The 21893-nt window shown below is 69.2% G+C and carries 21 protein-coding genes; 12 read left to right on the forward strand and 9 right to left on the reverse strand.

Annotation, left to right across the window (positions count from 1 at the left end; genetic code table 11):
- Window positions 1-42: 42 nt before the first annotated feature.
- The 3 genes from CBM2586_RS27575 to CBM2586_RS27585 all read left to right on the forward strand — a co-directional run bounded on the left by CBM2586_RS27575 (window position 43) and on the right by CBM2586_RS27585 (window position 2655).
- Window positions 43-1020 carry an alpha-ketoacid dehydrogenase subunit beta gene (locus tag CBM2586_RS27575; RefSeq protein WP_115666158.1) on the forward strand — a complete coding sequence of 326 codons (978 nt, stop codon included), beginning with the start codon at window positions 43-45 and terminating at the stop codon, window positions 1018-1020.
- 45 nt (window positions 1021-1065) lie between these two features.
- Window positions 1066-2184 (forward strand): dihydrolipoamide acetyltransferase family protein, encoded by a 1119-nt coding sequence (locus CBM2586_RS27580; protein WP_115691012.1) that lies wholly within the window; start codon window positions 1066-1068, stop codon window positions 2182-2184.
- 276 nt (window positions 2185-2460) lie between these two features.
- Window positions 2461-2655 carry a CopG family transcriptional regulator gene (locus tag CBM2586_RS27585; protein WP_092314319.1) on the forward strand — a complete coding sequence of 65 codons (195 nt, stop codon included), beginning with the start codon at window positions 2461-2463 and terminating at the stop codon, window positions 2653-2655.
- A 1-nt stretch (window position 2656) separates the two neighbouring features.
- On the opposite strand, the gene CBM2586_RS27590 is transcribed toward CBM2586_RS27585, so the two are convergent.
- Window positions 2657-4339, reverse strand: a complete 1683-nt coding sequence (locus CBM2586_RS27590) for a SulP family inorganic anion transporter (protein ID WP_115691014.1) — start codon at window positions 4337-4339, stop codon at window positions 2657-2659.
- 182 nt (window positions 4340-4521) lie between these two features.
- Between CBM2586_RS27590 and CBM2586_RS27595 the strand changes: the two genes are divergently transcribed.
- Together CBM2586_RS27595 and CBM2586_RS27600 are read left to right on the forward strand one after the other, a co-directional pair.
- On the forward strand, window positions 4522-4959 hold the full coding sequence (locus CBM2586_RS27595) for a universal stress protein (RefSeq protein WP_115666155.1): 438 nt from the start codon (window positions 4522-4524) through the stop codon (window positions 4957-4959).
- An 82-nt stretch (window positions 4960-5041) separates the two neighbouring features.
- Window positions 5042-5698 (forward strand): peroxiredoxin, encoded by a 657-nt coding sequence (locus CBM2586_RS27600; protein ID WP_115666154.1) that lies wholly within the window; start codon window positions 5042-5044, stop codon window positions 5696-5698.
- Window positions 5699-6024: 326 nt separating this feature from the next.
- Here the strand turns inward: CBM2586_RS27600 and CBM2586_RS27605 are convergent, their stop codons facing one another.
- The 3 genes from CBM2586_RS27605 to CBM2586_RS27615 form a co-directional block, all read right to left on the reverse strand.
- Window positions 6025-7002 carry a chemotaxis protein gene (locus CBM2586_RS27605; RefSeq protein ID WP_115666153.1) on the reverse strand — a complete coding sequence of 326 codons (978 nt, stop codon included), beginning with the start codon at window positions 7000-7002 and terminating at the stop codon, window positions 6025-6027.
- A gap of 141 nt (window positions 7003-7143) precedes the next feature.
- Window positions 7144-7404, reverse strand: a complete 261-nt coding sequence (locus tag CBM2586_RS27610; RefSeq protein WP_115666152.1) for a MoaD/ThiS family protein — start codon at window positions 7402-7404, stop codon at window positions 7144-7146.
- Window positions 7405-7430: 26 nt separating this feature from the next.
- Window positions 7431-8588 carry a WD40/YVTN/BNR-like repeat-containing protein gene (locus CBM2586_RS27615; protein WP_115666151.1) on the reverse strand — a complete coding sequence of 386 codons (1158 nt, stop codon included), beginning with the start codon at window positions 8586-8588 and terminating at the stop codon, window positions 7431-7433.
- Window positions 8589-9164: 576 nt separating this feature from the next.
- On the opposite strand from CBM2586_RS27615, the gene CBM2586_RS27620 reads away from it, so the two are divergent.
- Window positions 9165-9788, forward strand: a complete 624-nt coding sequence (locus CBM2586_RS27620) for an N-acetyltransferase (RefSeq protein WP_115691018.1) — start codon at window positions 9165-9167, stop codon at window positions 9786-9788.
- A 15-nt stretch (window positions 9789-9803) separates the two neighbouring features.
- Here the strand turns inward: CBM2586_RS27620 and CBM2586_RS27625 are convergent, their stop codons facing one another.
- Window positions 9804-10013 carry a hypothetical protein gene (locus tag CBM2586_RS27625; protein ID WP_115666148.1) on the reverse strand — a complete coding sequence of 70 codons (210 nt, stop codon included), beginning with the start codon at window positions 10011-10013 and terminating at the stop codon, window positions 9804-9806.
- A gap of 469 nt (window positions 10014-10482) precedes the next feature.
- Here CBM2586_RS27625 and CBM2586_RS27630 point away from each other — a divergent pair, with 469 nt between their 5' ends.
- The gene (locus tag CBM2586_RS27630; protein ID WP_115691020.1) at window positions 10483-11886 is read left to right on the forward strand and encodes an NCS2 family permease; all 1404 of its coding nucleotides are present in this window, start codon (window positions 10483-10485) and stop codon (window positions 11884-11886) included.
- 170 nt (window positions 11887-12056) lie between these two features.
- On the opposite strand, the gene CBM2586_RS27635 is transcribed toward CBM2586_RS27630, so the two are convergent.
- Window positions 12057-12467 carry a VOC family protein gene (locus CBM2586_RS27635; RefSeq protein ID WP_115691022.1) on the reverse strand — a complete coding sequence of 137 codons (411 nt, stop codon included), beginning with the start codon at window positions 12465-12467 and terminating at the stop codon, window positions 12057-12059.
- Between the two features lie 327 nt (window positions 12468-12794).
- On the opposite strand from CBM2586_RS27635, the gene CBM2586_RS27640 reads away from it, so the two are divergent.
- Entirely contained in the window at window positions 12795-13103 is a 309-nt protein-coding gene (locus CBM2586_RS27640) for an H-NS histone family protein (protein WP_018006439.1), read from the forward strand.
- Between the two features lie 87 nt (window positions 13104-13190).
- Here the strand turns inward: CBM2586_RS27640 and CBM2586_RS27645 are convergent, their stop codons facing one another.
- Complete coding sequence (locus CBM2586_RS27645) at window positions 13191-13775, reverse strand: hypothetical protein (protein ID WP_240988041.1); 585 nt, start codon at window positions 13773-13775, stop codon at window positions 13191-13193.
- Window positions 13776-14301: 526 nt separating this feature from the next.
- On the opposite strand from CBM2586_RS27645, the gene CBM2586_RS27650 reads away from it, so the two are divergent.
- A complete protein-coding gene (locus CBM2586_RS27650) occupies window positions 14302-15330 on the forward strand; it encodes an AraC family transcriptional regulator (protein ID WP_231942681.1) in 1029 nt (342 codons plus the stop codon).
- 11 nt (window positions 15331-15341) lie between these two features.
- Here CBM2586_RS27650 and CBM2586_RS27655 read toward each other — a convergent pair whose 3' ends face one another.
- The gene (locus CBM2586_RS27655; RefSeq protein ID WP_115666143.1) at window positions 15342-16262 is read right to left on the reverse strand and encodes a LysR family transcriptional regulator; all 921 of its coding nucleotides are present in this window, start codon (window positions 16260-16262) and stop codon (window positions 15342-15344) included.
- A gap of 106 nt (window positions 16263-16368) precedes the next feature.
- On the opposite strand from CBM2586_RS27655, the gene CBM2586_RS27660 reads away from it, so the two are divergent.
- Window positions 16369-17598: an MFS transporter gene (locus CBM2586_RS27660; protein WP_115691024.1), complete on the forward strand. Its 1230-nt coding sequence runs from the start codon at window positions 16369-16371 to the stop codon at window positions 17596-17598.
- A 17-nt stretch (window positions 17599-17615) separates the two neighbouring features.
- Here the strand turns inward: CBM2586_RS27660 and CBM2586_RS27665 are convergent, their stop codons facing one another.
- A complete protein-coding gene (locus CBM2586_RS27665) occupies window positions 17616-18842 on the reverse strand; it encodes an NnrS family protein (RefSeq protein ID WP_115691026.1) in 1227 nt (408 codons plus the stop codon).
- 230 nt (window positions 18843-19072) lie between these two features.
- On the opposite strand from CBM2586_RS27665, the gene CBM2586_RS27670 reads away from it, so the two are divergent.
- Window positions 19073-20353 (forward strand): MFS transporter, encoded by a 1281-nt coding sequence (locus CBM2586_RS27670; protein ID WP_115666140.1) that lies wholly within the window; start codon window positions 19073-19075, stop codon window positions 20351-20353.
- A gap of 54 nt (window positions 20354-20407) precedes the next feature.
- Window positions 20408-21793, forward strand: coding sequence for a NarK family nitrate/nitrite MFS transporter (locus CBM2586_RS27675; protein ID WP_115691028.1), 1386 nt, complete (start codon window positions 20408-20410; stop codon window positions 21791-21793).
- Window positions 21794-21893 lie beyond the last annotated feature (100 nt).

The following is a 21893-nucleotide window of genomic DNA, read 5'->3' on the forward strand; positions in this document are numbered from 1 at the left end:
CGCCCACTCTCCTCCATCGAACCGGCCCACAGCGAGCGAACCATGGCGGAAATCAATCTGGTCGAAGCAGTCAACCTGGCGCTGGCCCATGCGCTCGAGCACGATCCCGATGTGCTGCTGCTGGGCGAGGACATCGGCGTCAACGGCGGCGTGTTCCGCGCCACCGTGGGCCTGCAGGCGCGCTTCGGCGCGGCGCGTGTCATGGACACGCCGCTGGCCGAAGGCGGCATCGTCGGCGCGGCGATCGGCATGGCGGCGATGGGGCTGAAACCCGTGGCCGAGATCCAGTTCACCGGCTTTATCTACCCGGCGGTCGACCACATCATCAACCACGCCGGACGCATGCGGCACCGCACGCGCGGGCGCCTGGCCTGTCCGCTGGTGGTGCGCTCGCCGTGCGGCGCGGGCATCCACGCGCCCGAGCACCACTCCGAAAGCCCGGAGGCGATGTTCGCGCATATGCCGGGCATCCGCGTGGTGGTGCCGTCATCGCCCGCGCGCGCGTACGGGCTGCTGCTGGCGGCGATCGCCGACCCGGACCCGGTGATCTTCCTCGAGCCCACGCGGCTGTACCGGCTGTTCCGTCAGGAGGTGGCCGATGACGGTGCCGCGCTGCCGCTCGATACCTGCTTCACGCTGCGCGAAGGCAGCGACCTCACGCTGGTCAGCTGGGGCGCGATGGTGCAGGAGACGCTGGCCGCCGCCGACGCGCTGGCCGCGGAAGGTGTCACCGCGACCGTCATCGACGTGGCCACGCTCAAGCCGCTCGACATGCAGACCATCCTCGATGCGGTCACGCGCACCGGCCGCTGCGTGATCGTGCACGAGGCTCCGCGCACCGCCGGCTTCGGCGCCGAGATCGCCGCGCAGCTGGCCGATGCCGGGCTGTACTCGCTGGCCGCGCCGGTGCAGCGCGTGACCGGCTTCGATACCGTGGTGCCGCTGGCGCGGCTGGAATACACCTACCTGCCCGGCGTCGCGCGCATCGTCGATGCCGCGCGCCGGGCGCTGGCGGCGTAGGCGCCAGCCGGTGCGCACACCGTTCAAGCCTGCCAAGGAGGACCGATGAGAGTCTTCAAGCTGCCCGACCTGGGCGAAGGCCTGCAGGAGGCCGAGATCGTGACCTGGCACGTCAGGACGGGCGACGCCGTCGCCGCGGACCAGCCGCTGCTCTCGGTGGAGACCGCCAAGGCGATCGTCGAGATCCCGTCGCCTTATGCCGGCACCATCGGCAAGCTGTTTGCGCAGCCGGGCGACATCGTGCACCTGGGCGCGCCGCTGGTCGCCTTCGAGGGCGCCGGTGACGATGCCGACGCCGGCACCGTGGTCGGTTCGGTGCAGGTCGGCACCCATGTCGCCAGCGAAGCGGCGCCGCCCGGCGCCGCGGCACCCGCGGCGGGCATGGCCTCGCGCGTCAAGGCCACGCCCGCGGTACGCGCGCTGGCGCGCCGACTTGGCGTCGACCTGGCGATGGCCACCGCCTCCGGGCCGGAAGGGGTGGTCACCGCCGCCGACGTGGAACGCGTCGCCAGCACGCTGGCCGAGCTGGGCGCGCCCGAGGAACTGCGAGGCGTGCGCCGGGCGATGGCGCAGAACATGGCGCGCGCGCAGGCCGAAGTGGCCGCCGCCACCGTCATGGACGACGCCGACATCCACGCCTGGCACGCCGGCGCCGACGTCACCATCCGGCTGGTGCGCGCGCTGGTGGCCGGCTGCCGCGCCGAGCCCGGGCTCAATGCCTGGTATGAAGGGCAGACCGGGCGCCGCCACGTGCTGAAGAAGATCGACGTCGGCATTGCCGCGGACCTGCCCGAGGGACTGTTCGTGCCGGTGCTGCGCGATGTCGGCAACCGCGACGCGGCCGACCTGCGCCACGGCCTCGACCGCATGCGCGCCGACATCCGCGCGCGCACCATCGCCCCCGAGGAAATGCGCGGCAACACCATCACGCTGTCCAACTTCGGCATGATCGCGGGGCGCTATGCCGCGCCCATCGTGGTGCCGCCCACCGTGGCGATCCTGGGCGCCGGACGCGTGCGCGACGAAGTGGTCGCGGCCGGCGGCGCGCCCGCGGTGCACCGGGTCATGCCGCTGAGCCTGACCTTCGACCATCGCGTGGTCACGGGCGGGGAAGCCGCGCGCTTCCTGGCGGCGGTGATCGCGGATCTGGAGATGGCGGAATAAGGCTCGCCGACAGCGGGCGCGCACGACGAAGTACGACGAGCGTTTCCAACACCAGCTGTGGGCTCCCTCTCCCGCGTGCGGAAGAGGGTTGGGGTGAGGGCGGTAGCGCCGACGAAGTACCAACGTCTGCTGCTTGCCACACGCCCGCCCGCACCCCGCCCCGCTCCCGCAAGCGGGAGCGGGGAGCAACCCACTGGCTTCGGCCCAGTTTCCCCATGTATATAATGCCCATCCAATCGCCGCCGCCATCACGGCCCGGGACCGCCGCACACCCTCATGGAATCCAAGACCGCCCGCCTGACCATCCTGATCGACCCGGTCAAGAAAAAGGCCTTCGAAACGCTGTGCGCCGCGCAGGACCTGACGCCGTCGCAGGTGGTGCGCCAGCTGATCCGAGATTACCTGGCGCAGCATGGCGTGGATTACGCCACCAAGCCCAGGCCGGCGGGCAGCACGCGCCAGAAGAAGTGACTCAGCGCGGGGCGTTGCCCGCGCCTGGCTCGTGCGCGGCCAGCGCGGCGCAGCGTTGCGCCGCCTGCGCCAGCGAATCCGCGTAGTTGCCCTCGCCCAGCGCCGCCAGCACGCCGGCGCGCGCCAGCTTTTCCCGCACCTTTGCGTTGGCTTCGGACAGCACCACCGCGACGCCGCGCTTCTGCAGCGTGACGATCACCGCTTCGAGCGTCTGCAGGCCGGTCATGTCCATGAAGGGCACGCGGCCCAGGCGGACCAGCAGCACGCGCGGCTCGGTATGGGTCTGCACCAGCGCGCGCTCGCACGCCTCGACCGCACCGAAGAAGAACGGACCGTCGATGACATAGACCAGCACGCCCGGCGGCATCGGGGCCGCGTCGGTGCCCGCATCGCCCAGTTCGCGCGCCACCGCCTCGGCGGCCTGGGGTGCGACCTCCACCGATGCCGACATGCGCCGCAGGAACTGCAGCATGGCCAGGATCACGCCGATATTGACCGCCACCACCAGGTCGGTCAGCACGGTCAGCGTAAAGGTGATCAGCAGGATCGCGACATCGGCGCGCGGGGCGCGCCGCACCATGCGCGCAAACTGGCGCATCTCGCTCATGTTGTAGGCGACCACGAACAGGATTGCGGCCAGCGCGGCCAGCGGCACGCTGGCCGCGAGCGGCGCCAGGAACAGCAGCACCAGCACCAGCGTGAGCGCGTGCACCACGCCGGCCAGCGGGCTGTTGCCGCCGTTGCGGATATTGGTGGCGGTGCGCGCGATTGCGCCGGTGGCGGCAAACCCGCCGAACAGCGGTGCCAGCACGTTGGCGATGCCCTGGCCCACCAGCTCCTGGTTGGAATCATGCCGGGTGCCGGCCATGCCGTCGGCCACCACCGCGGACAGCAGGGATTCGATCGCGCCGAGCATGGCGATGGTGAAGGCGGGCCCGGCCAGCTCCAGCACGCGCGCCAGCGTGATGTCCGGCAATGCCGGCACCGGCAGGCCGCGCGGCAGGCCGCCGAAGGCGGTGCCGATGGTGGCGACGCCGTCGAAGCGGAACAGCGCCTGCGCCGCGGTCGCCACCACCAGCGCCACCAGCGGCCCCGGCACGCGCCGCAGCCAGCGCACGCGGGGCGCGCCCACCACCAGCGCCAGGCTGCCCAGCGCCAGCGCGGTGGTGGCCGGGTGCCATTGCGGCAGCGCCTGCAGCAGGTGCCAGAGCTTTTCATGGAAATGCGCGCCGGCCACCGGCGGCAGCCCGAAGAAATCGCGCCACTGGCCGACAAAGATGATCACGCCGATGCCGGCGGTGAAGCCGACGATCACCGGCGCGGGAATATAGCGGATCACGCTGCCCAGCCGTGTCAGCCCCATCGCCAGCAGGATCAGGCCCGCCATCAGCGTGGCGATCTGCAGGCCATCGATGCCGTGGCGCGCCGTCACCGCGGCCAGCACCACGATAAACGCGCCGGTGGGCCCGGCGATCTGCAGCCGGCTGCCGCCGAGCAGCGACACCGCCAGCCCGGCCACGATGGCCGTGTACAAGCCCTGCTCCGGCTTGGCGCCCGAGGCAATCGCGAACGCCATCGCCAGCGGCAGCGCCACCACCCCCACGATCACGCCCGACACCAGGTTCGGCAGCCAGTTGCCGCGGCGGAACAATCCGGCCAGCCAAGCTTCGCGCAGCGCAATCATGCTTCGGTCCCTTCCATCGGTGCGGGGTGCAGGTGCATTGGATGATAACAGGATGTTAATGCCTGGCCGCGCCCTGGTGGCCTGTTCCTTATGCCGCGCAATTCCTATACTGGAGTGGCTCGTCCGCCAGTGCGCGGACGCGCCAGGCTGGCGCGGTATCTCTCTGCAAGCGGAGGCTCATCATGTACAGGCACCTCCTAGTACCGACCGACGGCTCCGCGCGCGCCGATGCCATGGTGGGCCGCGCCATGGCCTTCGCCAGCCGCATCGGCGCCCGCGTGACCGGGCTGCATGTGATTCCCGAGTACCACGTGCTGACCTACCGGCTCACCAGCCTGCAAGACACCAAGAGCAGCTTCACGGCCGAAGCCGCGCGCCACGCCGACGACTTCCTGGCCGCGCTCAGCCACAGCGCGGCGCAGGCCGGCGTGCCGTGCGACACCCTCACCGCCACCGACGACCATCCCTGGCAGGCCATCATCGCGTGCGCGCAGCAGCGCGAGTGCGACCTGATCGTGATGTCGTCGCATGGCAAGCGCGGGCTGCAGGCCCTGCTGATCGGCAGCGAGACACACAAGGTGCTGACCCACAGCACGATCCCGGTGCTGGTCTTCCGCTAGCGGCGCAGCGATGGCGGGATAGCGGGCAAGCGTGCGCGGCGACGCGCGATTCCAAACCAAGCCAACTGCAAGGAGCGCAACCATGGCGATTCGACTGGGCGAGCAAGCCCCTGATTTCACCGCCGACACCACGGAAGGCCAGATCAGCTTCCATGAGTGGATCGGCGACGGCTGGGCCATCCTGTTCTCGCATCCCAAGGACTTCACGCCGGTGTGCACCACCGAGCTGGGCTACATGGCCCGGCTCAAGCCCGAGTTCGACAAGCGCAATACCAAGATCATCGGACTGAGCATCGATCCGGTGGGCGACCACCAGCGCTGGGTCAAGGACATCGAGGAAACGCAGGGCTGTACCGTCAACTACCCGATGATCGGCGATGCCGACCTGAAGGTTGCCAAGCTCTACGACATGATCCACCCCGAGGCCAGCGGCGGCGGCCCGCGCACCGCGGTGGACAACGCCACCATCCGCTCGGTGTTCATCATCGGCCCGGACAAGAAGGTGAAGGCGATGCTGGTGTACCCGATGAGCGCGGGACGCAATTTCGACGAGGTGCTGCGGCTGCTGGATTCGCTGCAGCTCAACGCGAAGCACACCGTGGCCACGCCGGTGAACTGGAAGCCGGGCGAGGACGTCATCATCCCGACCTCGGTCTCGGACGAGGAAGCCAGCAAGAAATACCCGCAGGGCTTCAAAACGCACAAGCCCTACCTGCGCACGGTGGCACAGCCCAAGTAGCGCGACCGCGCGGCAGAGGCGAGAACAGGGAGAGCGAGGAGCGGCGGCACCAGGGAGCGCGGCGGCGCGGAGCCCGCGCCTGGCCGCGGCCGGGGCTTCCCGGCCGGCATCGCGCGATGCCGGCCGGGAGTGCACCGGCGGCCCCGGCTTGTCCACAAAAAATATCCACAGGAACAGTGGATATCCCCCCTCTTGACAACCGTGAAGGGCGCGCCCGCGCTGGAACCCGCTGGAGTGCCCGTTTTATAGGCAACCGACCGGCGTACGGGAATGGTTGCGGATGCTTGCATTTTGTGCCTGCCGTTCCGCCCCTGGTGGCGACGTGCTCAACGGGTCAGCACCGCGCGGATGGTGTCGGCCAGTTCCTTGGCGACAAACTTGGCCACGTAGGCGTCGGCGCCAACCTTGCGCACATGCTCTTCGCTGGCCTCGCCCGACAGTGACGAGTGAATCACCACCGGCAGCGACTTCAGCCGGCTGTCGGCCCTGATCTTGCGGGTCAGCGTAAAGCCGTCCATCTCGGGCATTTCCAGGTCGGTCAGTACCAGCGCCACCTCGTCCTGGACCGGGCGGCCCTGGCTGGCGGTCTCGGCGGCGATGCGGTCCAGCAGTTCCCAGGCCTCCTTGCCCGACTTGGTCATCACCACCGGCGCGCCCAGCGCCTTCAGGCCCTGCTCGATCAGCCCGCGCGCCAGCGCGGAGTCGTCGGCGGCGATCACCCTGGCGCCCGGGCGCAGTTGCAGCTGCGGCCCGACCTCGCCCGGATCCACGTCAGGCTGGCGCGTGGGCAGAACGTCGCGCAGGATCTGCTCGACATCCAGTACCTGCACCAGGCGTGCCGCTTCCGCGCCGCCGCCGGCCCCATCCGCGCCGCCTTCCAGCTTGGCGATGCTGGTCACATGGCCGGTGCGCACGCTGGCCTCGGCCGAATGCACCTGGTTCCATTCCAGCCGTACGATCTCCTCGACCGCTTCGACCGCGAAGCCCTGGGTCGAGCGGGCGTATTCGGTCACCAGCAGGATGCCCAGGCCGCCGCGCGGCTTGCAGCCGACCAGCCGCGGCAGGTCGATCACCGGGATCACCTGGCCGCGGATGTCCGCCATACCGAGGATCGACGGGTCGGCACCGACCACGGTCGTCACCGGCGGCATCACCAGGATTTCGCGCACCTTGAAGACGTTGATGCCGAACAACTCCGACTGGCCGGAATGTTCGGCCTCGCCGAGCCGGAACAGCAGCAGCTCGAACTGGTTGTTGTTGGTGAGGTTAGTCCGTTCGTCGATGTCCCTCATGGAACTGCTCATGCGTCGCTCCCGTGCCGTGCGTGTGGTGTGTTGCCGCCATCGTTGTCATCTGCCCGCGGCCGCGGCGGATGGCGCACGGCAGGGTTCATGACTGGATATCGGCCGGGGGCAGGGGGAGTTGAGCGGCACCGCGGCCGGGGGCTAGCCCCCGGCCAGAGCCTGCAGGATATGGACCTCGTCGGTCTCCTGCAGCGGCGCATCGAGCCGCATCAGCTGGCTGCGGTTGACGAAGACGCGGATATACGGCCGCAGCTTGCCCTGTTCGTCGACGATGCGAAAACGCATGCCGGGAAACTGGCGCTCGAGGTCGTCGAGCAGCTCCGCAATGCTGGCGCCACGGGCCTCGACATATTCGCGCTGTCCGGTATAGGAGAACAGCGGCGTCGCGATACGGACCTGCATGGAAAGTCCTCCGGCGAAGGCGGCGCTCAGGCCGGACGCGCCACGCTGACCGCGTAGATCTGCGGCAGGTTGCGGGCGATGCATTGCCAGGCTTCGCCTTCGTCCGCGCTGGCCCACAGTTCGCCGCCGGTAGTGCCGAAGTACACGCCCACCGGCGCATGGCCGTCGGTGGCCATGGCCTGCCGCTTGACCGTGAACCAGCCCTGTTCGGCCGGCAGGCCGCGGTCCTGGCGCTGCCAGGTCTCGCCGCCATCGCGCGTGACATAGGCCGCGGGCCGGCCGCCCGGGCTGACGCGCGGCCACACATCGCTGCCGTCCATCGGAAACACCCATACCGTGCGCGGGTCGCGGCGGTGCGCCACGATCGGGAAGCCGATGTCGCCGACTTCGGCCGGCATGGCCTCGCCGATCCGTTTCCACACGCCTTCGCGGCGGTCCATCCGGTAGATGCCGCAATGGTTCTGCTGGTACAGGATGTCGGGGTCGGCGGGATGCTGCAGCACGCAGTGCGGGTCCTGGCCGTATTCCGGGTTGGGATCGGGCAGGAAGTTGGCGATGCTGCCGCGGTTCAGCGGCTTCCAGTCGGCGCCGGCGTCGGTGCTCTCGAACACGCCGCCGCTGGACATGCCGATATACAGGTGGCGCGCATCGCGCGGATCGACCAGCACGGAATGCAGCTTGGGCCCGTCGGGGGTGCCGTCCTGCTCGCCGCCGGTCCAGGCGCGCCACATCGGATGGTCGTTGAAGCCGCGCACCGGCTCCCAGGTGGCGCCATGGTCGGCACTGCGGAACAGGCCCTGCGGCGAGGTGCCGGCGTACCACGTGCCGGGCTCGCTGGCATGGCCGGGAGTGAGCCAGAACACGTGGTCGACGACGCGGCCGGTCTCGCCCTCCGGCACCTTGTCGAAGGCGGGCGGGCGCGCCGCCTCGGTCCACTCGCGGCCGCCGTCGGTGGAGCGGAACACGGTCGGGCCCAGGTGGCCGGTGCGGGCCGCCATCAGCAGCCGCGACGGCTCGCGCGGGTCCTGCACGATATGGTGGACGGTATGGCCGAGGAAGGTCGGGCCGTCGATCCGCCAGCTGCGGCGCGCGGCGTCGCTGGTCAGGAACCAGGCGCCCTTGGTGGTGGCCACCAGCAGGCGGACCGGGCCGGTATCCGTTTCAGGCATGGGGGAAGTCGTCATCTTGGCTCCTGCAAGAAGGCCGGGTGAACGGTGTTTCCGAGTCTAGTACATGTAGACAGTGTTCACAATGAACGATGACGACGGCCCCGACCAGCCTCTGTGCGGCTCCCCCGGAGCGCACGGAGTAGAACGGAGTTCATCGCGGAAGCCGGCACTTTGGCTGGACATTGCCGATGAAGTGTGGCATAAGCAATGTTCTTCAAGCGTTTGCGCCCGCCCCTCCATGCCTTGCTCCGCCCGTCTCGCCACCCTGAACCGCCCGGCCCGGCCGGCGGCAGGCGTGCGCGTGCGCGCCGCGCAGCCGGGCCTTGCCCTTGACCTGGCCAGGCACTTCCCCGCCTGCAGCCAGGTCCGCCGCGCCGTGCTTTTCCTGGCCGTGCGGGCAGTTCGGGGCGCCACCCTCCAGCCCTGAGCTTTCCCGCACGGCCCATGTCGCGGATGCCATCCGGCACCGCTCGATCATGCAGCCAGGAGAAAGCCAGACATGTCACCGCTCTACCGCCACACCTTTTGCGCCATGGTGGCGCTCGCCGCCCTCTACCTGATCCTCAATTCCTGAGTGGGTGGGAAACTGCCATGGCGAATTTCCATGCCCTGCGCCTGCCGGCGCCGGCGCTGCCGCGCGCGCTCGAACTGCGCATCGACGTTGAACTGGCGCCCGCCGAGATCGAGCGCGAACTCGACGCCCTGCACGGCCGCATGGCCCGGCCGGGCGACCGTCTTCATGCCATGCCCGCCCTGCCGGCGGGCGCGCCAGGCCTGCGCCTGCGCTACCGCGAGGCCGACGGCGAGTACTACGTATATGTGGAAGACGTGATGCAGCGCCGGCTGGCCGGCTATACCGTGTTCAACCGGCTGATCGAGGTCGGCCGCCGGGCCGATTCCTGGGTGCGGGCGCCGCATAGCAAGTTTGCACCCGCTTACCAGCGCCGCGGCCTGGCGCGGGCGCTCTATCGCTGGGCGCTGGACGGCGGGCTATGCCTGCTGAGCGGCGCGCGACAGTCGGCCGGCGCCCACGCGCTATGGCAGGCCCTGGCCCCCGACTACGCCATGGGCTTTGTGGATTTGCGCGGCAAGACGCTGACGTGGCTCGGCGATGCGGTCGATGCCGCTACGCGCGAGGGCTTGCATACGCGGATGCTGCTGCTCGGGCGCGGCTGGACGCTGGATGCGTTCATGGCCCGCACCGGCATGTACTGACGCAGCGCGTAGCGCTTACAGCCAGCGGATCGGCGCGGCCTCGCGGGCATTGGCGACGTACAACGACCAGCCCTGCGCAAAGTAGGCACGCACGCGCGCGGCCAGCGACTGGCCGCCGCCGATGCGGGCGTAATCGGCGACATCGCGCGCCGGCTCGGCTGCGGCCGGCCTGGCAGCCTTGGACTGGGCGGGCTGGCGATAAAGGGTGTCGGCGAGTGCTTGCATGGCGATTGTTCCTTTGCGGTGGGAGAACAGGTTTGGTGTCTCGTGAAGCACTTCCGGCCCGGGTTCGGCCGGGATCTCGAGACGATTCAGGGTTATCCCTAGTATAGAGAAGTCGATCGCCAGGTATCCGGGTCATTCCCTATAGGCCGTATATGCATCGCCTGATAACGACAGACGCCGCAAACGCCACCTGGAGCGGCGTTAGCCCCATGAGATACCCAGGCATCACATCCGATATTCTCCGTCGCACATGCCGCGCATTGAGTGCCGGTGATGATGGCTGGCGCCGCCTCACCTAGCCTTCAGCCTTGCCCGGATCACGCCCACAGAAGGCACCGACAAGCGGCACACCGATAACAGCGGGGTTGGCCAGGATTTCCGCCTCCAGCCCAGAACAGAAACACGTGAGACCGCCTGACGACGTTCCGCCACGACGGACGTTGCAGCGCCCGCAAGGAGACAGCTCATCATGATCGAACAACCCTATCCGTCGCCCGCGGCGGAGGCCGATCCCGCACGCCCCCACGCCCCCCATGTCCCGGAAGTCAAAGGCCGGCTCGACGCATTCTTCGAGATCACCGCGCGCGGCAGCACCCAGCGCCAGGAAGTGGTGGCCGGGGTCACCACCTTCATGGCGATGGTCTACGCCGTCTTCGTCGTGCCGGGCATGCTGGGCAAGGCCGGCTTCGACACCAGCGCGGTCTTTGTCGCGGTGTGCCTGACCACGGCCTTCGGCTCGCTGCTGATGGGCCTGTGGGCCAGGCTGCCGATCGCCATCGGCTGCGCCATCTCGCTGACCGCGTTCATGGCTTTTGGCCTGGTGCTGGGTCAGGGCCTGTCGCCGGCGGTCGCGCTCGGCGCGGTGTTCCTGATGGGCCTGATCTTTACCGCGATCTCGGTCACTGGCGTGCGTTCCTGGATCCTGCGCAACCTGCCTGCCGGCGTTGCCCATGGCACCGGCATCGGCATCGGTTTGTTCCTGCTGCTGATCGCCTCGAATGAAGTCGGACTGGTGGTCAAGAACGCGCATGCCGGCCTGCCGGTAGCGCTGGGCAAGATCACCTCGTTCCCGGTGGTGATGTCGGTGCTGGGCCTGGCCGCGATCTTCGGGCTCGAACGCCGCAAGGTGCCGGGCGGCATCCTGCTGGTGATCATCGCCATCTCGGCGCTGGGTCTTGCCTTCGATCCGGCGGTGAAGTTCACCGGCGTGTTCGCGCTGCCGTCGCTGAGCGCACCGGGCCATGAGTCGCTGATCGGCGCCATGGACGTGCGCGGCGCGCTGAGCGCCGCCGTGCTGCCGAGCGTGCTGGCACTGGTGATGACCGCGGTGTTCGACGCCACCGGCACCATCCGCGCCGTCGCCGGGCAGGCCGGGCAGCTCAATGCCGCCGGCCATATCCACAACGGCGGGCGCGCGCTGACCGCGGACTCGGTCAGCTCGATCTTCTCGGGCCTGTTCGGCGGCGCCCCGGCCGCGGCCTATATCGAGTCGACCGTTGGCGTCGCCGCCGGCGCCAAGACCGGCCTGACCGCGGTGGTGGTGGGCCTGCTGTTCGTGGCGGTGATGTTCTTCTCGCCGCTGGCCGCGCTGGTCCCGTCCTACGCCACCGCGCCCGCGCTGATGTATGTGGGCCTGCTGATGCTGTCGAGCGTCAGCCGCCTGCACATGGATGACCTGGTCGATGCGCTGGCCGGCCTGGTCTGCGCCGTGTTCATCGTGCTGACCTGCAATATCGTCACCGGCATCATGCTCGGCTTCTGCACCCTGGTGGTGGGTCGCATCGTGGCCGGCGAATGGCGCAAGCTCAATCTCGGCACCGTGGCGATCGCGGTGGTGCTGGCGGCGTTCTACGCCGGCGGCTGGGCGATCTGACGCCACCCTGCATGAGCGCGTCCCGGATGATGCCGGGACGCTGACAACCAGATGTCTCCTCCACTGCGATCCAGGTGGATTTCAAGCCCGGGCTTCCTGCTTTCCCGGGCTGTTTTTTTTGGGCGCTGCCGCGGCAGGCACGTGGCATTCTGCCTGCGGCGACGGCACCTTCACTGCGGCGCCTGCAACGCCGCCATATCCATATAGGCCAGTTCCCAGACATGGCCATCCAGGTCCTGGAAGCCATGCCCATACATGAAGCCCAGGTCGATTGGCGGCTTGTAGGTATTGCCGCCCGCCATCACCGCGGCATTGATCATTTCATCGACGCGGGCACGGGTTTCCATCGACAGGCACACCAGCACTTCGGTGGCTTTGCGCGCATCGCAGATGTCATTGGGCGAGAAGGTGCGAAACTTGGCTTCGGTAAGCAGCATCACGAAAATGTTCTCGCCGACGATCATGCAGGTGCCGGTAGCGTCGGTAAATTGCGGATTGAAGGAAAAGCCCAGCTGGGTAAAGAAGGCAATCGACTTTTGCAGGTCGCGCACGGGTAAATTGACAAAGATCTGCTGGCTCATAGGGGCTCCGGTAGTCGTGAGGTGGCACTGCGCGGGGCGCAGAGAAACAGTCTAGGCGCTGAAAGCGGGCGCCGCGGGTATTTCGATTGCCCCTGAATGAGGACAAACAAAATCGAAACCAGGCACCGCAAAACCATCAATGACTGGGGCCATGCAGCGGCCATGGTGGCGGCAATGCTTTCCGCATTCGGCATGGCAATGACGCCGACAAGCTCCCCGACAATCAGTCCGTGCAATCTGCGTTATTTTTTGTAAAATTTTTTCAGGTGCTCGGTCACATGAATTTCTAGTACCATGCAGCGGCCTAATTGCAGAAAGGGGATATAAATGGCGACATACAAGCAACTCCTGGCTGAGAAGGAAGCGCTGGAAGCCAAGCTGAATGAAGTGCGCGCGACCGAAGTGGCCGGCGTGATCGATAAAATCCGCGAACTGATGACCGAATATGGCCTGACCGCGGAAGACATCCTGCCCCGGCGCAAGCGCGGCCGTCCTGCCGGCAGCAGCCCGCGCAAGACCGCAGCCGCCCTGCCCCCGAAGTACATGGATCCCAAGACCGGCAAGACCTGGTCCGGCCGCGGCCGTGCGCCGGCCTGGCTGGGCAAGCGTCCCGAGCGCTTCCTGATCGAGCAGTAAGCCAGTCCTGCGCCGGAGCTTCAGCGGGCTGATCCGGTTGCCTGCTGTCCCGCAAATCCGTTACGCAGCCGGGGGGCCGGACGGGTTTCACAACGCCTGGCAGACATAATCCTTCCGTAGTGCCCTGAAACCCTGCTGGGTCGGCTCGGCCGTCAGGCGCACGCCGCCGTCGGCCAGCGGCTGCAGGCGCAAGATCCGCGCCGAACACTGGCTGGCGGTCTCGTCCCGCTGGTAGCGGATCTCGTACTGCGCGCCCGCCACCGGCACGAACGACACGCCCGCGGCGCAGCGCATCTCGGGCAGCGGCGGCGCGGCCGCCGAAGTCACCGCCACATAGATGCGCCGGCCCGCCTCGACCAGCCGTTCGCGCGTGCGCGCGGGCGGCTCCGGCGAACGCCCGGCCATGTCCAGGCTGCGCTCCCTCCCCATTGCCGACAACTGCTTGCCGGTTCCCGCCAGCACCAGCGGCCGGGCCGGATCCGGGCAGCGGGCCGGATCGACGATGGTGAACGAGGTGTTTTCATCGGTGCTGGTCACCAGCCGCACGCTGGCGGACGGCGCGCCGGCGGGCACACGGTATTGCGCCACGCAGGCCGACACCGCTACCGCGGCGGCAAGCATCGGCAATACGGCAAGGCGGGGCGGGAAGGCGAACGACCAGTCATGGCGCATGGCGGGGCAGGTTGAGTCGCGATGGCGGGATGCCGGGCAGGAGTGCCTGGGTTGGCGGCACGATGGGACAAGATGGCCATCGATGCGATCCGATCGCACCGCGGCCAACGGTCCGTGCACTGACCTCCGAGGTGCGGGTGAACCGCCATGCCGCCTGAGCCGCCCAGCATACCCGCTTCCCACATCCGCAGGCAGCCGCACAAACCCATGTTGAAAACTGCGACGTGATATCCACAGAATCTGTGGATATCCTGCCGTGCCATGTCCGAAAACCCCGCTCTGTGCGCCACCGCACCGGACTGCCCAAAATTTAAGCAACGGGTTGCAGGACCCCGCCAAGCCAGCAGCGGCGCGGCCTTCCCCGGTCGCCTGGGATCCAGCGGGCGTCCCTGAGCGCCCGTTAAGCTGCCTGGCACACACTTCCCGCCGTCCCGCACCCTTGAAGGGGGCATCGTCACCGCGTAATCTCTTTTGTACCGGGGGCTGCACGGGCGCATTTGCGCCACCTTGCCAGCCAAAAACGACGATGCCACAACAAGAGCCTATCCAGGCCGGGCCGTTGCCTCGTGACCTGCTGCACGCGCTGCGTGAAGGCGGTTACGACGTATCGGCACTCGCGCCTGCCCCGGAATCCGACGCCGACTCCGACCCCTGCGACCACCAACCCGCCGCGCATGCGGCCGACCCGCAACAGGCCATCCACCTGCTGCTGGCCGTTTATCACGCCACCGGCGACCCCGCCATCGGGCTGTGGCTGGGCAGCCGGATGCCGCCCGACCTGCTCGGCCTGGCCGGCCTGCCCGCGATGGCCGGCCCGTCGCTGGGCACGGCCTTGCGGCGCATCGCGCGCTACCAGAAGCTGCTCGCCGGCGACCGCGTCGAACTGCGCCGCCAGGGCGACGAAGCCTGGGTCTGCATCCGCCCGAACGATCCCGAGGCGCCCGACAGCCGCCCGCGCATCGACATGGAGCTGTGCTCGCTGCTGGCCTTCGGCCGGCGCTTTACGCGCAAGCCGCTGCATCCGCTGCGGGTGTCGCTGCGCATCGGCCGGCCCGCCTGGCACCTGCGCTATACCGAGGCATTCGACTGCCCGGTGCGCTTCGGCGAGCCGGAAGACGCGATCGTGTTCGGCCGCCGCGACCTGGCGCTGCGGCTGATGGCGCGCGACCGCTCCAGCCCGGCGGCGCCCCCCGCCAGCCGCGACCTGCGGCCGGCCGCGGCCTCGCTCGGCGATGTGCGCAGCGCCCTGCAGCAACTGGCCGGCGACCGCGCGCTGAGCCTGGCCGCGGTGGCGCGCCACCTCGACATCAGCGAGCGCACGCTGCAGCGCCGGCTGATGGCCGCCGGCACCAGCTTCCGCACGCTGTGCGAAGACGCGCGGCGCGAGCTGGCCGGCCAATACCTGAGCGAGGGCGCGCTGTCGCTCGGCGAGATCGCGTTCCGGCTCGGCTTCGACGATGCCAACTCGTTCTTCCGCGCGTTCCGCCGCTGGACCGGCATGACGCCGGGCGACTACCGGCGCCACGCCGTGCCCGCGCCGCAGCCGCCGGCGTAGCCAGGGCCGGCTCACCCGCCGCGGAGTTGCTCCCACGGCGGGTTGTCGCCGAAGCGCTCGGCCAGGAAATCGACGAAGGCACGCACGCGCGGCGGCACCAGCCGCCGCTGCGGCATCACCGCGTAGATGCCGGTGTCCGCCAGCGGGTAGTCGGGCAGCACCTGCACCAGCCGGCCGGCCTGCAGGTCGGCGCAGACATGCCAGGCCGAATGCAGCGCGATGCCGAAGCCGGCCAGCGCCGCGTCGGACAGCAGCTCGCCGGTATTGGCCTCGATCCGGCCGCGCACGCGCACGGCAATCTCGCCGCCGGCGCCATCGCCCAGCCGCCATACATCCTGCCGTCCCTGGCTGCCCACCAGCAGCAGGCAATCGTGCCGCGCCAGGTCCTGCGGCGTGCGCGGCGTGCCGCGCCGGCGCAGGTAGTCGGGCGACGCGCACAGCAGCCGCCGGTTGTTGGCCAACCGGCGTGCGACCAGCGCCGAGTCGTCGAGCGCGCCGATGCGGATCGCCAGGTCGAAGCCCGCGCTGACCAGGTCCAGCACGTGGTCGCTCAGGTTGACGCTGAGCGATACCCCGGGATGTTGCCCCAGGAATTCCGGCAGCAGCGGCGAGACGTAAAGCCGCCCGAACGACGACGACGTGGTCACCCGCAAGGTGCCGGTGATGCCGGTGCCGGCCTGCCGCAACGACGCCCCCAGCGCCTCGAGGTCGTCCACCAGCGCGCGTCCCTGCTCGGCCAGCACCGCGCCCTCCGGGGTGGCGTGCAGGCGCCGCGTGGTGCGATGCAACAGGCGCACCCCAAGTTCGCGTTCCAGCCGCTGCAGCCGCTGGCTCGCCACCGCCACCGACAGGTCCAGGCTGCGCGCCGCGGCACTGATCGAGCCCAGGTCGAGCACCCGCAGAAACAGGCCAATATCGCCGATCCGGTCCATGATTATCAATTTTTCATTGAAACTGATTATAGATCATGCCGGTTTTTGCTGAAGCCGAAAAGGTCCAGACTGCGGGCTTCGTCCTCCCTTGCGCCCTTTTCCGACCATGGCTTCCCCTCGCTCCACCCTCGCCGCTCCCGCACCGGCCCGGCTGCCGATGGCGTTGTACGCGCTGACCGCCGGTTCGTTCGGCATCGGCTGCGCCGAATTCGTGATCATGGGCCTGCTGCTGCAGGTCGCCGCCGACCTGCAGGTGACCATCGCCGCGGCCGGCATGCTCGTCTCCGGCTACGCCCTGGGCGTGTTCGCCGGCGCGCCGGTGCTGACGCTGCTGACGCGCCGCATGCCACGCAAGGCCGTGCTGCTGGCGCTGATGGTGATCTATACCGTCGGCAACGCCGCCTGCGCGCTGGCGCCCGACTACACCACGCTGATGATCGCGCGCGTGCTGACCTCGCTCACCCATGGCACCTTCTTCGGCGTCGGCGCCGTGGTCGCGACCGGGCTGGTGCCGGAGGACCGCCGTGCCTCGGCGATTTCCGTGATGTTCTCCGGCCTGACCCTGGCCACGCTGCTGGGCATGCCCGCCGGCGCCTGGCTGGGCCTGCACCTGGGCTGGCGCTCGACCTTCTGGGCCATGACGCTGGTCGGCCTGCTGTCGCTCGCGGTGATCGCGCTGCTGGTGCAGAAGAGCCAGGACCACGGCGCGCGCGTGGCGCTGCGCGACGAACTGGCCACCATCGGCCGCCCGCAGGTGCTGCTGGGGCTGTTGATGACGGTGCTGCAGTCGATGGGGATCTTCGCCGTGATCACCTACGTGCAGCCGCTGCTGACGCGCGTGTCCGGCTTTGGCGAGGCGGCGGTATCGCCGATCCTGCTGCTGTTCGGCGCCGGCATGATCGTCGGCAACGTGCTCGGCGGCCGCCTTGCCGACCGCGCCCCGACGCGCGCGGTGCTGGGTACGCTGGCGGCGCTGACACTGGTGCTGGCGGCGATGACGCTGGCGATCCACAGCCAGGTGCTGGTGGCGGCCTTCGTCGGCATCCTCGGCGTCGCGGCCTTTGCCACGGTGTCGCCGCTGCAGCTGCGCGTGCTGCGCCACGCCCGCGGCGCCGGCGAGAACCTGGCATCGAGCTTCAATATCGCCGCGTTCAACCTGGGCAACGGCCTGGGCGCGTGGCTGGGCGGGGTGGTGGTCGATCACGGCCCGGGACTGACGGCACTGCCCTGGGTCGCGGCACTGGCGCCGATGGCGGCACTGGCGGTGGCATGGCTGAGCGTGAAGCTGGAACACGGCGCGCGCGCCCGCGCGCCAATGGCGCAGGCCTGCCCCTGAGCGCCCGCGCGAACTCGTCAGCCCGGCTTGCCGTCCACGCGCGGACGCATCAGCCGCGGCGCATACGTCAGCGCATAGAGCCCGAAGCCGGCTACCCAGCACGCCCCCGCGCCCCATACCCAATGCAGGTAGCCGGCGGGCCAGGCGATCGGCCCGAACACCCGCAACACCGCCGCCGCGGCCACCAGCCAGTACGCCGCGGTCTCGGCGCGGCCGGCCACCAGCATGCGGCCGGTGTGGCCCAGCGCCGTGCGGGTGATCATGGCGATGATCGCCACGCCGAGCACCCCCACCGTGAATGCGTGCGTCGCCAGCCCGGCCATGACCAGCCCGAGCGCGCCGAGCGCCTGCAGCAGCAGTGCCAGCGGCAGCCACGCGTAGGCCAGGTGCAGCACCCACAGGATCGGCCGGTTGCCGACCGCATGGCCGCGCCACCCCGCCACGCGCGCGCCCAGCACCAGCGCGGCCAGCAGCGACAGCGCCGCCGCCAGCCATCCGGGCAGCGGCAGCAGACCGGCCGCCAGCCCCAGCACGGCCGCGGGAATCACCAGGCGGTCCACCTGCCGGTTCTGGCGCAGCCGGAAGCCGGGAATCGCGTTGGTGGTGAACATCGGGATCACGCGCCCGCCGATCACCACCACGAACAGCGTCACCAGGGCTACGCCGGCGCGGCAGGCCAGCATCGCGCCGGCGTCGTGGCCGCGCGCCTGCAGCCACAGGCTGGCGATATCGGCCAGCGCCAGCAGCCATAGCGCGAGCGCCAGCGGATAGTTGCGGCGGTTGCCGCCGCGCACCAGCGTGCGCGTAAAGGCCAGCGCCGCCAGCGGCAGGAAGGCGGCTTCGATGGGAAAGGCAACGGTGCCAGGCGCCACCCACAGGCCCACGCGTCCGGCCAGCCACAGCCCGAACAGCACGGCCAGCGCCGCGCCGGTCGGCGTCGGCTGCCCGGTCCAGGCACGTCCCGCCGTGAACAGGAATCCCACCACGATCGCCGCGGCAAAGCCGAACACCATTTCGTGCGCGTGCCAGAACATCGCCGCCAGCGCCGGTGCCGGGCCGGCCGCCTGCATGCCCGCCAGCATGGCCGACCACGCCGCGATTGCCAGCGCGGCAAACACCGCGCCGCCCAGGTAGAACGGCCGGAACCCCAGTGCAAACAGGGCAAAGCCACGTGGCGGCGGCCCTGGCGGGGCGTTGCCGGAAGGCGGCGTGCGCCGCGCGGGAAGGATGGGAATGGTGTCCATGGCGAGAACAATGAGGGCGTGGCGCGGGGTTCGCCGCGGCGGCGCCAAGCGATGCGCCGCATGTGGTCCCCACGATAGCACCGCCGCCGCGCCGGCGACCTCCCCCGGTAGAACTACTTCCAAAGGCAGTCGGCGCGCGCGCCCGCGCTGTGCTCCCGGCGAATAGGCAGCACCAGCGCCCGCCCCTACTCTGGCATCACCCCCGCCAAAGTTGACACAGGAGCATGGCCATGGCCACCCAACCCCGCGCGCCGGACCCGATCCCGCCCGGCGCCGCAATGACACTGGCGTCCAGTACTTTTGCCTTCACCATCTGTTTTGCCGTATGGATGCTGTTCGCGGTCCTCGGCATTCCCCTCAAGCAACAACTCGGCCTCAACGACACCGAATTCGGCCTGCTCGCCGCCACCCCGGTGCTGAGCGGCTCGCTGATCCGCGTGCCGCTGGGGTTGTGGACCGACCGCTTCGGCGGCCGCATCGTGTTCTTCGTGCTGATGCTGGCCACCGTGGTGCCGATCTGGCTGATCTCGTACGCGACCACGCTGTGGCAGCTGCTGGTGCTGGGGCTGTTCGTCGGCCTGGCGGGCGGCTCGTTCTCGGTGGGCACGCCCTACGTGGCGCGCTGGTTCCCGCGCTCGCGCCAGGGACTGGCGATGGGCATCTTCGGCGCCGGCAACTCGGGGGCAGCGCTGACCAAGTTCGTCGCGCCGGCGCTGATCCTGGCGGCCGGCACCTGGACCATCGTGCCGCGCGTGTATTCGGTGGCGATGCTGGCGACCGCGCTGCTGTTCTGGGTGTTCTCGCGCAGCAACCCGGCGCACATGGTCAAGTCCAGCGTCGGCTGGCGCGAGCAGCTGGCGGTGATGCGCGACCCGCGCGTGTGGCGCTACTCGCAGTACTACTCGGTGGTGTTCGGCGGCTATGTCGGCCTGTCGCTGTGGATGACCAAGTACTACATCGGCGAGTACGGCTTCGACATCAAGACCGCCGCCTTCCTGGCCGCCTGCTTCTCGCTGCCGGGCGGCGTGCTGCGCGCGATCGGCGGCTGGATCTCCGACCGCTACGGCGCACACCGCACCACCTGGTGGGTGATGTGGGTGAGCTGGGTCGGCTTTTTCCTGCTGAGCTATCCGCAGACCGACTTCATCGTCCAGACCACCAGTGGCCCGCAAGGATTCCGCATCGCGCTGACGCCCACGGTATTCACCTTCCTGCTGTTCGTGGTCGGCATCGCCTTCGCCATCGGCAAGGCCTCGGTGTTCAAGTTCATCTCCAACGACTTCACCCACAACATCGGCGCGGTCTCCGGTGTGGTGGGCCTGGCCGGCGGGCTGGGCGGCTTCGTGCTGCCGATCCTGTTCGGCATGCTGGCCGACCTGACCGGCATCCGCAGCAGCTGCTTCATGCTGATGTACGGCACCGTGTGCGTGAGCCTGGTGTGGATGCACTACAGCCACCGCGCCGAACGCCAGCGCAAGGCCCAGGCCGTCGGCCTGCCCCAGGCGGCCTGACGCGGCACCGACCCACGCGCGCCTCCGCGCATTCTTCATCAAGGCACACCGATCATGACCTCATCCGTACTCACCCGCTGGGAGCCCGAGAACGTGGCATTCTGGCAAAGCGAGGGCGAGCGCATCGCCTACCGCAACCTGTGGATCTCGATCCCGGCGCTGATGCTGGCGTTCGTGGTCTGGATGCTGTGGAGCGTGGTCGCGGTCAACCTCGACCGCGCCGGCTTCCAGTTCACCAAGAACCAGTTGTTCTGGCTGACCGCGCTGCCGGCGCTGTCGGGCGCCACGCTGCGCATCTTCTATTCCTTCCTGGTGCCGGTGTTCGGCGGGCGCCGCTTCACCGCCATCTCCACCGCGCTGCTGCTGATCCCCGCGCTGGGGATGGGCTTCGCGCTGCGCGACCCGTCCACGGGCTATCCCACGCTGCTGGTGCTGGCGCTGCTGTGCGGCCTGGGCGGCGCCAACTTCAGTTCGTCGATGGCCAATATCAGCTTCTTCTTTCCCAAGGCGAAGAAGGGACTGGCCACCGGGCTGAATGCCGGCATCGGCAACCTCGGCGTGTCGGTGGTGCAGTTCGTCACGCCGCTGGTGGTATCGCTGGCGGTGTTCGGCGCGCTCGGCGGCGAGCCGCAGCAATACCAGGCCAACGGCGCCACGCAGGACCTGTGGCTGCAGAACGCCGGCTTTATCTGGGTGCCGTTCATCGTGGTATCGGCGCTGGCGGCGTGGTTCGGCATGCATGACATCGCCGACGCCAAGGCCTCGTTCGCGGAACAGGCCGTGATCTTCAAGCGCAAGCACAACTGGCTGATGTGCTGGCTGTACGTGGGCACCTTCGGCTCGTTCATCGGCTTCTCGGCCGGGCTGGCGCTGCTGACCAAGTCGCAGTTCCCGGGCGTGAACCCCACCGCCTATGCCTTCCTGGGGCCGCTGGTCGGCGCGCTGACGCGTCCCGTGGGTGGCTGGATCTCCGACAAGCTCGGCGGCGCGCGCGTCACGCTGTGGACCTTTATCGGCATGATCGCGGCGGTGTTCGCGGTGCTGGCGGCGCTGCCGCACGACGGCGCCGGCGGCGACTTCACGTACTTCCTCGCGGCCTTCATCGCACTGTTCGCGCTGACCGGCATCGGCAACGGCTCGACCTTCCGCATGATCCCGGTGATCTTCCTGACCGAGCGCCAGCGCGCCGCGCAGGGCAAGGGCGACGCCGCGCAACGCCAGGCGCTGCAGGAAGCCGGCAAGGAGTCCGCCGCGGTCCTGGGCTTTTCCGGCGCGATCGGTGCGTACGGCGGCTTCTTCATCCCCAAGAGCTTCGGCACCTCGCTGGAGCTGACCGGTGCGCCCGACGCCGCGCTGTATTGCTTTATCGCCTTCTATGTCAGCTGCGTGCTGGTGACGTGGTGGTACTACGCGCGCCGCAACGCCCCCATGCCCTGCTGAAACCCCGTGCCGGCCGGACTAGTTCTTCGGAACTAGGTCCGCGCCGCGCGCCTCCCCCGATCGCCACGCGGCGGCTGTTCCACCAGCGAATTGGCCGCCG

The sequence above is a fragment of the Cupriavidus taiwanensis genome (assembly GCF_900250115.1).
Taxonomy (GTDB): domain Bacteria; phylum Pseudomonadota; class Gammaproteobacteria; order Burkholderiales; family Burkholderiaceae; genus Cupriavidus; species Cupriavidus taiwanensis_B.